The 13152-nt window shown below is 44.1% G+C and carries 9 protein-coding genes; 3 read left to right on the forward strand and 6 right to left on the reverse strand.

The genetic code is table 11. From position 1 onward, the window contains the following. On the forward strand, window positions 1–796 hold a 796-nt coding region (locus tag A3761_RS05115), incomplete at its 5' end, for a GlxA family transcriptional regulator (protein WP_068749941.1). A 3-nt stretch (window positions 797–799) separates the two neighbouring features. On the opposite strand, the gene A3761_RS05120 is transcribed toward A3761_RS05115, so the two are convergent. Further along, window positions 800–1228, reverse strand: coding sequence for a thioesterase family protein (locus A3761_RS05120; protein ID WP_068506729.1), 429 nt, complete (start codon window positions 1226–1228; stop codon window positions 800–802). Window positions 1229–1737: 509 nt separating this feature from the next. Here A3761_RS05120 and A3761_RS05125 point away from each other — a divergent pair. Further along, window positions 1738–4521 carry a bifunctional aconitate hydratase 2/2-methylisocitrate dehydratase gene (locus tag A3761_RS05125; RefSeq protein WP_068506731.1) on the forward strand — a complete coding sequence of 928 codons (2784 nt, stop codon included), beginning with the start codon at window positions 1738–1740 and terminating at the stop codon, window positions 4519–4521. Between the two features lie 124 nt (window positions 4522–4645). Here the strand turns inward: A3761_RS05125 and A3761_RS05130 are convergent, their stop codons facing one another. The 5 genes from A3761_RS05130 to A3761_RS05150 form a co-directional block, all read right to left on the reverse strand. Further along, on the reverse strand, window positions 4646–4882 hold the full coding sequence (locus A3761_RS05130; RefSeq protein WP_068506734.1) for a hypothetical protein: 237 nt from the start codon (window positions 4880–4882) through the stop codon (window positions 4646–4648). 351 nt (window positions 4883–5233) lie between these two features. After that, window positions 5234–9256: a methyl-accepting chemotaxis protein gene (locus tag A3761_RS05135; RefSeq protein WP_068553533.1), complete on the reverse strand. Its 4023-nt coding sequence runs from the start codon at window positions 9254–9256 to the stop codon at window positions 5234–5236. Window positions 9257–9551: 295 nt separating this feature from the next. Next, complete coding sequence (bfr, locus tag A3761_RS05140) at window positions 9552–10019, reverse strand: bacterioferritin (protein ID WP_068506737.1); 468 nt, start codon at window positions 10017–10019, stop codon at window positions 9552–9554. Between the two features lie 11 nt (window positions 10020–10030). Further along, on the reverse strand, window positions 10031–10504 hold the full coding sequence (bfr, locus tag A3761_RS05145; protein WP_068506740.1) for a bacterioferritin: 474 nt from the start codon (window positions 10502–10504) through the stop codon (window positions 10031–10033). 190 nt (window positions 10505–10694) lie between these two features. Then, a complete protein-coding gene (locus A3761_RS05150) occupies window positions 10695–10937 on the reverse strand; it encodes a (2Fe-2S)-binding protein (RefSeq protein WP_082865273.1) in 243 nt (80 codons plus the stop codon). 247 nt (window positions 10938–11184) lie between these two features. Here A3761_RS05150 and A3761_RS05155 point away from each other — a divergent pair. Further along, window positions 11185–13152 (forward strand): FAD-dependent oxidoreductase (locus A3761_RS05155; RefSeq protein ID WP_068749943.1); only part of this gene is annotated, 1968 nt, incomplete at its 3' end.

Here is a 13152-nt window from a genome sequence, read left to right on the forward strand (position 1 = left end):
TATTCGTATTAGCCCTACAGAAGACATTGGTCAGAAGCATTATGACTTGGTCATCATCGCGCCCCTCGGCCCTGTCCCGACTAATGGCTTTGATTTTGATGACGCGCTAATTCATTGGCTAGTAGACAGCCAGCGAAAAAGAGGCGCAGTGGCGTCAGTATGTACCGGCGCATTTCTTGTGGCGGCGACAGGTTTGCTTGATCAGCGTCGCGCAACCACACACTGGAAGTATGCCTCCCAGTTTCGACAACAATTCCCGCTTGTTGATTTACAGATTGATAGCATGCTGACTCATGATGGAACATTATTCTGCTCAGGCGGCGCCTACGCATTTCAAGACCTCTGCCTTTATTTAATTGAAACGTTTTTTAGTCGCTCGCTCGCCGAAGCTTGCTCCAGATTACTGATGATTGATTTGTCTGAGAGATCGCAGCTAAGGTTTGCCGGTATACAAGCTTTGAAAGAACACAGTGATGAACACATTATTGGTATTCAAAACTGGATGGAAGATCATTTGGATAGCTTCGATAGTATCGAAGAGCTAGCAAACCGCTTTAACATGAGCAGCCGAAACCAGGTGCGGCGCTTTAAAACCGCTACCGATGAAACGCCATCTAGCTATTTACAAAAGCTTCGCATAGAGAAAGCAAAGCATCTGCTTCAAACAGGGAGTCAAAATATAGAGGCCATCGCAGGTAACGTTGGCTATCAGGATATTCAGTATTTCAGAACGCTTTTTAAAAAGCTCTGCGGTCAAACACCAAAACAATTTAGACAAAGTAAACTAAAACGCTAATACCTATAGTCCGTCGAGTGCAACAATTCTGTTTTTGATCTCTTCAGGAATGGCATGTTTACAGTTATTGTTATAATCGTAAAAAACGATTATTCCCTCACCTTCTGCCGCAATTCTGCCAGTATTATGGCTCATAACGTAGTACTTCATGGTAAAGCGATCTTCTGAAATTTCGCACACTCGCGTTGCCACGGAGATATTGTCAGGGTAGCTTAAAGGCGCTTTATAGCGGCACTGAGTAGAGGCCAGTATTGGGCCAATACCAGAGCGTTTCATTTCTTCATTATTACCCAGTCGGTCAAAATAGGCAATTCGCGCACTTTCGAAGTATTTAAAATAGACGACATTATTAACGTGCTGAAAGGCATCCATTTCACCCCAGGCTACTGGCGTATCTATCGAAACCTGACACTGCTCAAACACTTCGCTCATTACTACCTCTTCGCATTGTATTTATCAAATCATGGTATAAATGAGTGTAGAGCTTAACGACAAACAAACACATTCACAAAACCTATACCGAAAATAACATTCATAAGCCTGAGTAATTATTAACTTTTGCGGGGAAATCCCATACAATATGTGCGCGAAAATATAAGGGTGGTCTAAACTCAATAGATTTCGATCTAGAGGCTAAGATCTAGCAATAAAGACATCTGACCACCAGCCTAAGCTAAAGTGAACCTTAGAAATCAAAAAGTCACAAGAGCGGGCCATAATAAGGGAAAGATAGCTGTGGACACATTCCACACTAAATTTAAGCAGACGCACTGCTGAGAATAAGCGCCCAATGGGGAGCTTGCATAGTGAATAAACAGGAACACCTGATCAGTTCACTGGAAAGCCATGCTCCGTTGGACACCGATGAAACTACTTGCATCCAATGGCGTATTAAGTAGTTTTTTGATAGTCATTACTAAAACTTTGAGTGAGAGATTCGTATGAGTTTGTATTCAGAATACCTAGAAGAAATTGAGGTTCGTAAAAAGGACCTAGGTTTGAACCCTAAGCCAATTGATAGCGCAGATTTGTTATCAGAGATCATCGCTCAAATTAAAGACACGGGTAACGAGCACCGCGAAGCGTCTTTAAACTTCTTTATCTACAACACGCTTCCAGGTACAACTCCTGCGGCAGGCGTTAAAGCAGCATTCCTAAAAGACATCGTTCTAGGTAATGAAACTGTTGCTGAGATCTCGCCTGAGTTCGCTCTTGAGCAACTTTCTCACATGAAAGGTGGCCCTTCTGTTGAAGCACTTCTAGACATCGCTCTTTCTGACGACGCACAAGCTGCAGCAGCGGGTGAAGTTCTTAAGTCTCAAGTATTCCTATATGACGCTGATACAGCTCGTCTAGCTGAAGCATTTAAAGCAGGCAACGCGATTGCTAAAGAGATCCTAGAAAGCTACTCAAAAGCTGAGTTCTTCACAAAGCTTGACGATATCCCAGAGAAAATCGACGTTGTTACTTACATCGCGGCTGAAGGCGACATCTCTACTGACCTTCTTTCTCCTGGTAACCAATCTCACTCTCGTGCAGACCGTGAGCTACATGGCCAGTGCATGATCACGCCTGAAGCACAACAAGAAATCGTTGAGCTAGGTAAAAAGCACCCTAACGCTAAAGTGATGCTAATCGCTGAGAAAGGAACGATGGGTGTTGGTTCTTCACGTATGTCTGGTGTTAACAACGTTGCACTGTGGGCTGGTGAGAAGACTTCTCCATACATTCCATTCATCAACAACCGTCCGGTAGTTGCAGGTACTAACGGTATCGCACCTATCTTCCTAACGACTGTTGGTGTAACCGGTGGTATCGGTCTTGACCTTAAAAACTGGGTTAAGAAAACTGACGCAAACGGTGAAGTTGTTCGTGATGCAAACGGCGACCCAGTATTGGAAGAAGCATACTCTGTTGCAACAGGTACGGTTCTAACAATCGATACTAAAGCTAAGAAGCTATACAACGGTAGCGAAGAATTGTCAGACGTTTCTGATGCCTTCACGCCACAAAAAGTTGAATTCATGAAAGCTGGCGGCTCTTACGCGGTAACTTTCGGTAAGAAGCTACAAACATTTGCTGCTGAAACGCTAGGCGTTGAAGCACCAGTTGTTTACGCTGCTTCTAAAGAAATCTCTAACGAAGGCCAAGGCCTAACTGCAGTTGAAAAGATCTTCAACCGCAACGCTGTTGGTGTTACTTCTAAGACTCCACTACACACGGGTTCTGACGTTCGCGTTAAAGTGAACATCGTAGGTTCTCAGGACACGACTGGTCCTATGACTTGTCAGGAACTAGAAGCAATGGCTGCTTCGACTATCTCTCCAAGTGTTGATGGTGCTTTCCAGTCTGGTTGTCACACAGCTTCTGTATGGGACAACAAAGCTAAGGCTAACACGCCTAAGCTAATGGCATTCATGAACGCGTTCGGCGTAATCACTGCACGTGACCCGAAAGGCGTTTACCACTCAATGACTGACGTAATCCACAAAGTATTGAACGACATCACTGTTGATGACCGTGCAATCATCATTGGTGGTGACTCTCACACGCGTATGTCTAAGGGTGTCGCATTCGGTGCTGACTCTGGTACGGTTGCAATCGCACTTGCGACGGGCGAAGCAGCAATGCCTATCCCTGAGTCTGTAAAAGTAACCTTTAAAGGTTCTATGAAGCCTCACATGGACTTCCGTGACATCGTACACGCAACGCAAGCACAAATGCTTAAGAAGTTCTCTGGCGAAAACGTTTTCCAAGGTCGTGTAATCGAAGTACAAATCGGTACTCTACTTGCTGACCAAGCGTTCACCTTCACTGACTGGACTGCAGAGATGAAAGCGAAAGCGTCTATCTGTATCTCTACAGACGAAACGCTCATCAGCTCTCTAGAGTTGGCTAAGTCTCGTATCCAGATCATGATCGACAAAGGTATGGATAACGAAGCGAACATGCTACAAGGTCTTATCGATCTAGCTGACAAGCGTATCGCTGGCATCAAATCTGGTGAAGAGCCTGCACTTGCTCCAGACGACAACGCTAAGTACTACGCCGAGTTGGTTGTTGACCTAGATGCGATCGAAGAGCCAATGATTGCTGACCCAGACGTAAACAACGAAGACGTATCTAAGCGTTACACGCACGATGTTATCCGTCCTACTTCATACTACGATGGCCGTCAGGTTGACCTTGGCTTCGTTGGTTCTTGTATGGTTCACAAAGGCGATATGCAAATCATCGCTGCGATGCTTCGCAACCTAGAGAAGAAAGGCCCGATCACGTTTAACGCGCCACTCGTTGTTGCACCACCAACGTACAACATCGTTGATGAGCTAAAAGCTGAAGGCGATTGGGATATCCTATCTAAGTACGCTGGCTTCACGTTTGACGATGACAATCCAAAAGAAGCGGCTCGTACTTCATACGAGAACATCCTTTACCTAGAGCGTCCTGGATGTAACCTATGTATGGGTAACCAAGAGAAAGCGGCTCCTGGTGATACAGTGCTAGCGACTTCAACTCGTCTATTCCAAGGCCGTGTTGTAGAAGACTCTGCTGAGAAGAAAGGTGAATCACTACTTGGTTCTACGCCAATGGTTGTTCTATCAACTATTCTTGGCCGATTCCCATCATTGGAAGAGTACAAAGAAGCTGTTGAAGGTATTAACCTGACTTCTTTCGCTCCACCAGCTGAAGATTTGGCCGTGCCGGTTAAAATCGTTGGATAAGGTGGATTAAGACTTGGTCTTAATCATAAAAAAGCCCGGTCATTGACCGGGCTTTTTGCTTTCTATGTAGCTCTAAACAGAGTCTCTACTGGCTATTTAGCCATTGTACCAATACTTTATTTTACTAAATTATCACTTCTGGCAAGTAAGGAAAATCACTCAAGGGGCGCTTATCCATTCTTCTGTCATCGGTATGACGCCTATCAAAAGGTCCTAGACTTTCTAGACTGGGCATCAAGCTGTCTCTTCGACTACTGACCCGACGATCCAAGCTAAGGTCATACCCTACTTTGCCCGCCATGACTTTTCGTTTTTTGCCAATATTTTTACTTACAGTTCTCTTTCTGCTTGAAGTGTACATTTACCACCTCCTCGCTTCCGGGTGAGAAGCGCTAAGCTATTCACCTATTAGTCTACGCCTAAATTCGACACCCCATTAAATTGTTTTGTCATAGTAATTCTGTGTTCATAGTTTTGAGTTATTAGTGAAGCCAGCGCGGCCGAAGGATCTGCCTACAGAAGTCGACTTACCTCGTGCCCGTAGGCAGAGGGTTCCACCCCTCGCTGATCAACCCCGTGCTAGCCCTCGTGCAAGCCGTAGAAGGATCTGCCTAAATGAGTAATGTACTGCTTGAATCAAGTACTCCCCCGCTAAAAAAAAGGCCGAGCAGTGGATCACTGATCGGCCTTTGCATTCCCTTTAGACTATGCGCTAGAAGTCTTCCCAGTCATCATCATCGTTTGAGTTATCACCACTGTATTTGATCACCTGATCTTCTGTCGGAGCAATACCGGTATCCATCGGCACCGAAGTCGTTTGCTGTGGAGCTTGGCTGACAGAAGGAGTCGGTGCAGGCGCTGATGTAGGTGCTGAAGCAGGCGCGCTAAATATTGCGGCCTGGTGATTCCCCACTCTGAAGAAGCTAACCATCTGATTCAAGGCTGATGCTTGCTCACTCAAAGCCTCACTAGAGGCACTTGCCTCTTCAACCAAGGCTGCGTTTTGCTGGGTCATATCATCCATTTGCATGACTGCTTGGTTAATCTGCCCAATACCATCATTCTGCTCGGCTGCTGCCGTGGCAATTTCTTCTACTCTTACAGCAACCTCTTCAACTGACTTCACGATATCCGCAAGTGTCTGGCCAGAATCATTTACAAGCTGAGAGCCCGTTTCAACCTTATTGACGCTTTCACGAATCAGGTCTTTGATCTCTTTCGCTGCCGTCGCAGAACGTTGAGATAAGGTTCTAACCTCACCTGCCACCACTGCAAATCCTCGACCATGCTCACCCGCTCTAGCGGCCTCAACGGCTGCGTTAAGCGCTAGCAAGTTAGTCTGGAACGCAATCTCATCAATGACACCAATAATGTCGTTAATCTTATGACTCGAAGCGAGTATTTCTTTCATTGCTCCCACTGCGCCATGAACAACCTCACCACCTGCAACCGCTTTCAATTTAGCGTCGCTAGTGACTGTATTTGCCTGTGAAGCATTCCCGGCACTTTCTTTAACCGTGCTGGTAATCTCTTCCATGCTCGCTGCAGTTTCTTCAAGAGAACTCGCCTGAGACTCTGTGCGCGCACTTAGATCAGCGTTACCTTGCGATATTTCGTTCGCGGCTTCGTGAACCATCGACGTGGATTCACGAATCTGCGTAATGATCTCGGTAAGTTTGGTCACCGTCGCATTCACATCTGTCTTAACCTTACCGAAAGATCCTCGGTATTCACTGCTAATTGTCTTGGTCAAATCACCCTCTGATAATGCAGACAGAACTTCACCCACATCAGCTAAGAAGGAGTCTGCACTTCCAACAGTCTGGTTCAAACCTTCTGCTAACTTAGCAAAGAAGCCTGTTTTACCTTCAGGGTCCAGACGCTTGGACAGATCACCATTTGCCGCCGCAAAAACAAGTCGGTCGATTTCTTGTTCGATAGCGACTTCGTTAGTTCGGTCAGCCCACTCAACAACCGTACCAATACGTTCGTTATCGTCGTTTGTAATAGGGTTCACAACCAAGTCCATATTACGGCCACCAATATTCAGACTTGCCGAATACTCACTCGTCAGGCTCTCTAACAATTGTTTCTGATGCGAGGGGTTCTTATGGAAGACATCAATACTGCTTCCTAACAAGGTATTGACGTTGAAATTACCCAGGTCTTTTTGAATGTCACTTTCTGCATTTCGCAAGGTCGATATCACTGCATCATTCATGTAGATAATATCGCGGTCGGCATTGGCCACCATGACATTTGCCGAAACACTATCCAAGGCTTGCTTGATACGCGCATTATCATTAGCGACACTACGCTCTTTAGCCAATCGTTTTAGCTCTTCAGTTTGATCATCCCACTCTACGACCGTACCAATGCGCTCACCCTCATCATTAACAATCGGGTTAACAACAAGGTTTAGATTACGACCACCCACCACAATATCTGCAGAGTATTCAGCAGTCATCCGTTCTATCATGCCACGCTGGTGCGCTGGATTATTATGGAATATGTCTATATTACTGCCAATAATCTTATCAACAGCAAAATTGCTTAGCTCTGCTTGAATATCCTTCTCGGCATTGCGCAAAGTATCAACAACCGCATCATTCATATAAATAATATTAAGCTGGTCATCTGCAACCATAACGTTTGCAGAAACGCTATCAAGCGCCTGCTTCATACGTGCATTTTCGTTGGCTATGCGACGCTCTTCTTCCGTGCGTTTCAGCTCTTCAGTGATATCGTTCCATTCAATTACTGTTCCTAAACGCTCGCTTTGGTCATTAATCACCGGCGTTGCCATTAGGTCAAACACTCTTCCGCCCGTTTTCATTCGACTCTTCTGCGTGCCGTTAAGGTTTTCTATCACCGCACGCTGATGACTTGGATCTTTATACAAAACATCTGCACTTGCGCCTAACAAGTTATCCGCATCAAAGTTTGGTAAATCACTCCGTAAGTCTGCTTCAGCGTCTTTGAACATCTTCTGAACCGACGCGTTCAGATAGATAATATCCATGCGGTCATCTGCCAACATGACATTGGTATTACAGACATCAAGGGCTTGCTTAATTCGGCTACCTGAATTCGCAATCGCGATCGCTTCTTCTACTTCAAAGCCCATTTTTATCTGCATCGATTTAAGTGAGCACATCAAGGCCGTTAATTCATTATTGCCGCTGACATGGATGTCTTCACGGTAATTGCCACTTGCGATTTCACCAAAGTTGGCCAGACACTGATTAATCGAACGAAGAATATTTCGTGATAAAGCAAAACCCAAAATTAAAGTCATCAAAATCGCAATAGTAGTTAAGGCACTTATAATATAGAACTGTGCTTGCATGCCTTCTACACGTTCAGTTAATAACTCTTCAAGCAAGTTTGCACTTTCATCGTACAATTCAAATGCTTTGTTAATACCTCTCGTTCCCTCAGCGAAGAAAGACTTTGCATCCATTGAAGATATCGCCAGGTCACCTTGTCTAATGTGGTCGACAGAAGAAATAAATCCACCAATAATACGCTCAACATCAGCCGCAAGTGAGCCTAGCCTCTGTTTAACTCTTTGCTCCGCACTAGCACCAGAGTTATAAGAAGTTAGCAGACCTTTGTAATTGACATCAACACCGACTTTCAATTCAGTCAATCGATTTAGTTGGGCCTGCCCAATTTCCTGATTAGCAATGACACCTGAGCCCAAGCCTCTAGCCTGGCCCATATTTTCGACCAGGGCTGGAATCTTGTTGACCACCAAGTCCATGCTATAGAAACTGCCTAACTCAGGATCAAGTATTAGGTTCGAGGTATCGCCAGCGTGAATTATCAGGTTTAGCACATCACTAATAAGGTCAGAGTGGCGAGAAAAACTGGCTTTAGCCTCAAGGCTAAATGCTATTCCCTTCAAACTGTCCCACTTCCTTTGAATCGCTTTGAACTTGCTAGAAGCTTGTAACTTTTCTCCTAATCTGGCGTCAACTTCTTTAGCCTCATCAAACAAATCGTTTATCTTTTGCCTTACAGACAATATTTTGGGTTCAAAAGAAGCGTCACCATTCAGATAAGCGTTAGTCATACCACGGTGTTGTGGAATAAACTGGAGTAGCTGTCTCATCGGTCGAATATATTCGACGCCGACGAGCTCCTGTTTAGAGAACTCTATTTGATCATATTGCTGAGCCAAGGTATTCACGACCAAAGCACTCAACATTAAGAGTACTGCACCCAGAAACATAAACTGCTGAGTGAGTTTAATATTGCTTAACTTAGGAAGGTGTTGAGTAAATCCCGACTTAACAACGTTACCACCATCTAGTGCTATTTCGCCATTTTTAAGGGCCACATAAGCACCTTCTGCTGCAGTAATTTCCTCACGACTGGGAATGGAGCGAACCGACATATATTCAACAACTTTGCCGTCTTCCCAGATAGGCGTCACATTTGCCTTTACCCAATAAAAGTCACCGTTCTTACATCGATTCTTAACGATTCCCGTCCAGGGTCGCCCCTTCTTCATCGTATCCCATAGATCCTTAAACGCTTCGGGCGGCATATCCGGGTGCCTGACGACATTGTGATTCTTTCCGACCAACTCCTGTTCAGAAAAGCCACTGATCGCGATAAACGCCTCATTGACGTATGTAGTGATACCTTTGAGATTGGTTTTTGAGACCAAGGTCTGACCTTCGGTCATCATGACTTCATTGTCAGTCACCGGCATATTGATCTTCATAGAGACACCCTAAGTATTTTTTAAGCGCGTTATTTTTAGATAGTGTGTAGTGAGCAAGCTATAGACTAGTTATCGTCATGTCGGCCCATTTCCTTGAATGAATCTGTCTATTTTGGGGTGAATTGCTTATTTAGCACTATAAATATAGGACAAAATTAGAAATACCCCCTACCTATTTAGGGATATTTTAGAAAGAAAGTATTTGGATTCAGTTGGGGATTAACGTTTATATCAAACAAACAAAAAAGCCGTCACAAATGACGGCCCTACTTACACTCATTATGCTATTCGAAGCTTACATCTGCGACTGTAAGTAATTTTGAAGCCCAATCTTATCAATCAAGCCCAATTGCTTCTCTAGCCAATAAGCATGATCTTCTTCTGAGTCTTCTAACTGCTTAACCAGCATTGCACGGGTTTCGTAATCTTGCTCAGACTCACACAAAGCAATCGCTGCCTTAAGGTTTTTAATTACTGAGTATTCTACATTCAAGTCATTCTGTAGCATTTCCGAAACTGTTTTACCGACATTTAGCGGCTCACGCGTTGCCAAGTCTGGATGCCCTTCCAAGAACAAAATCCGTTTGATCATTTGGTCTGCGTGATCTGTCTCTTCTTCACGCTCATGATCCAAACGTTCATAAAGCTTATCTAAGCCCATATCTTCATAAATTCGAGAGTGAACAAAGTATTGGTCTATTGCCGTTAGCTCACCCGCTAACAAGTGATTTAATTCTGCTATAACTTTATCTGAACCTTTCATATTTCACCCCCTTAATCATCTTCAATCATTGATTGCATATAGTTCTCGATCGTCACTTTATCGATCAGATCAAGCTGAGTTTCCAACCAATCTAGATACTCCTCTTCTTCTGCAAGAATTTCTCGAAGCTTATCACGGGTGACGTAGTCTGATACTGATTCACAATAAGCGATCGCTTCGCGTAAGTCGGCAATGGAGCTTTGTTCTAATTTGAGGTCGCACTCCAGCATTTCTTGAGTGTTCTCGCCTATTAATAATTTGCCTAACTTTTGCAGGTTGGGGATACCTTCCAAAAACAGAATGCGCTCAATCAGCTCATCTGCCTGCTTCATATCTTTGATAGATTTTTTATATTCTTTTTTATCTAGGCCTTCGAGGCCCCAGTTTTTAAACATACGAGCATGCAAAAAGTATTGATTAATCGCTATAAGCTCATTGCCCAGGATTTTATTAAGGTGTTGAATAACTTGTTTGTCGCCTTGCATTATCACGCCCCCTTTTTTATCAGTGTGGTGCGATGAGTATATTACTTTTTAAATTCAAAAGGCACGTTATTGCTTTAATAATCACAGACTTAATAAACTAAATAGTTATCATTAAGTTTTTAAGGTTTGATACTGGATAGGCTAGATAGAATCGAAGGGAAAGGAAAGGAAAGGAAAGGAAAAAGACTGCTTAAACACGAACCTCTAAGGCAAGCTGCATAGCCGCAGTATTTTGCATACTGGTCATTTTTTCACTGATTAAGTCTTTAGCATAAGTGGTACATTGACCACAGCACTTGCCAATACCTAGCGAGTCCCTGATCACCTTACATTCTGTCGCACCCTCATGAATAGCAGAATCAATATCTTTATCGCTAATACCATTACAAACACAAACCAACATATGATCACCACTTGCTAGAGTTGCGAGCATTATACCTTAATAGGAATCATTTTCAAATAATTAAAGTTACCATCAACTGACATAGATCAATTGAGGAGCTATCTCCCGATGGAGATATTTATATTGCACACAATGTAAATATCTCGGTAGACTAGCCCTTCTTAACATATAGTTACTTATTAAATTGAACTCTTAAGACATAGCTGCAGTCTGAACAAACGCACTCCTTATTAGACTTCATTCAAATAACCACCATTTTGAAGGTAGATACAGATTTATGGATAAAAAGAAAAGACTTCTTATTGTCGCGCTCGTTATTCTCATTGGCTGCTTTTTTTTCTTCGACCTTGCCCAGTACTTGAGCCTCGACTACTTTAAGTCTCAACAACAGGCTATCAGTGACTTTCATTCGCAAAATGCAATACTCAGTGCTGGCATATTCGTCATGATCTATATTGCTGTGACTGCTCTCTCCTTGCCTGGCGCCGCAGTAATGACACTTGCAGGCGGTGCAATCTTCGGTTTGTTACAGGGAACGATTCTGGTGTCCTTTGCCAGTACAATCGGTGCAACACTAGCCTTTCTAGTTTCTCGAACACTACTGAAAGAAAGTGTACAAAAAAAGTTTGCTGACTCCCTTAAGTCAATTAATGCAGGCATTGAAAAAGAAGGCGCGTTTTATCTGTTTGGCTTACGCCTTGTGCCTTTATTCCCGTTTTTCGTTATTAACTTAGTGATGGGTTTAACGCCAATCAAGACTCGCCAATTCTTTTTGATCAGCCAGCTCGGCATGCTCCCAGGCACCCTTGTTTACGTTTATACCGGTACTCAGCTTGGTCAGATTGATTCTCTATCAGGCATCCTATCACCCGGTTTATTGTTTGCTTTTGCTCTACTCGGCCTATTCCCTATTTTGGCCAAGAAGTTAATGGAAAGCATACAAGCTAAAAAGGTTTTCGCTAACTATGACAAGCCGTCTAAATTTGACACCAATATGGTCGTTATCGGTGCAGGTTCAGCAGGACTGGTTACTTCATTGATCGCTGCAGCAACCAAAGCAAAAGTCTCTCTTATTGAGCGTCATAAAATGGGCGGCGACTGCTTAAATACCGGTTGTGTCCCCAGTAAAGCACTCATTCGTTCGGCTAAAATGGCAAAGTACTATGAGCGTGCTGAGGAATTTGGTCTATCAAATGAAAATATCGAGGTCGACTTTCCTGCGGTAATGGAACGCATTCAATCGATTATTAAAACCATTGAGCCTCACGACTCTATCGAGCGATTCACGGGACTCGGTGTTGACTGCATTACCGGCAGCGCAGAAATCATTGACCCTTTTAGAGTAAAAGTTAATGGTGAAACGATCACCACGCGTAACATCGTTATCTCCACAGGAGCGCGGCCTTTTGTTCCTGCGATTAAGGGCATTGAAGATACAGGTTATTTGACTTCCGATACGATATGGGAACTTAGAGAAAAACCAGGCCGCATGCTGATCATCGGTGGTGGGCCTATCGGCTGTGAAATGGCCCAGAGCTTCCAGCGCCTTGGAGTGCAGGTGATTCAAATGGACCGCTCTGCCCGCATCATGCCACGAGAAGATGAAGACGTGAGCGCAGAGGTTCAAAAGCGCTTTATTGAGGAAGGCATTGATCTTAGATTAAACCATCAGCCAACAGAGTTTATTACTGATAATGGCCAAAAAGTTCTGTTGTGCACCGACATTGACGGCACTGAACAGCGAATTGAATATGATGTTTTGCTATTGGCAGTCGGACGTAAAGCGAATACAGAGGGCTTTGGTTTAGATAAATTGAATATCCCCTTAACGGATAAAGGCACGATAGAGGTGAACGAATTCCTTCAAACGCGCTTCCCCAATATCTATGCGTGCGGCGATGTGGCCGGGCCTTATCAGTTCACGCACACGGCCTCTCACCAAGCCTGGTATACCGCTGTGAACGGTTTATTCGGTTTATTCAAGAAGTTCAAGGCAGACTATCGCGTCATTCCCTGGGCGACTTTTTCAGACCCGGAAGTGGCCCGTGTCGGCATCAACGAACAGGAAGCCAAAGCACAAGGTATTGCTTATGATGTAAGCCGTTATGATATTGATGATTTAGACCGAGCTATTGCCGATGGTGAGGCTCATGGTTTTATCAAGGTGCTAACCGTCCCCGGGAAAGATAAAATTCTTGGGGTAACGATTGTCGGTCATCATGCCGGGGATATTATTGCTGAATAC

The sequence above is a fragment of the Oleiphilus sp. HI0123 genome, from assembly GCF_001635315.1.

Bases quoted from the DNA above. Each gene is read 5' to 3' on its own strand.
- A3761_RS05120 (WP_068506729.1), bottom strand. From the start codon at position 1,228: ATGAGCGAAGTGTTTGAGCAGTGTCAGGTTTCGATAGATACGCCAGTA.
- A3761_RS05125 (WP_068506731.1), top strand. From the start codon at position 1,738: ATGAGTTTGTATTCAGAATACCTAGAAGAAATTGAGGTTCGTAAAAAG.
- A3761_RS05130 (WP_068506734.1), bottom strand. From the start codon at position 4,882: ATGTACACTTCAAGCAGAAAGAGAACTGTAAGTAAAAATATTGGCAAA.
- A3761_RS05135 (WP_068553533.1), bottom strand. From the start codon at position 9,256: ATGAAGATCAATATGCCGGTGACTGACAATGAAGTCATGATGACCGAA.
- bfr (WP_068506737.1), bottom strand. From the start codon at position 10,019: ATGAAAGGTTCAGATAAAGTTATAGCAGAATTAAATCACTTGTTAGCG.
- bfr (WP_068506740.1), bottom strand. From the start codon at position 10,504: ATGCAAGGCGACAAACAAGTTATTCAACACCTTAATAAAATCCTGGGC.
- A3761_RS05150 (WP_082865273.1), bottom strand. From the start codon at position 10,937: ATGCTCGCAACTCTAGCAAGTGGTGATCATATGTTGGTTTGTGTTTGT.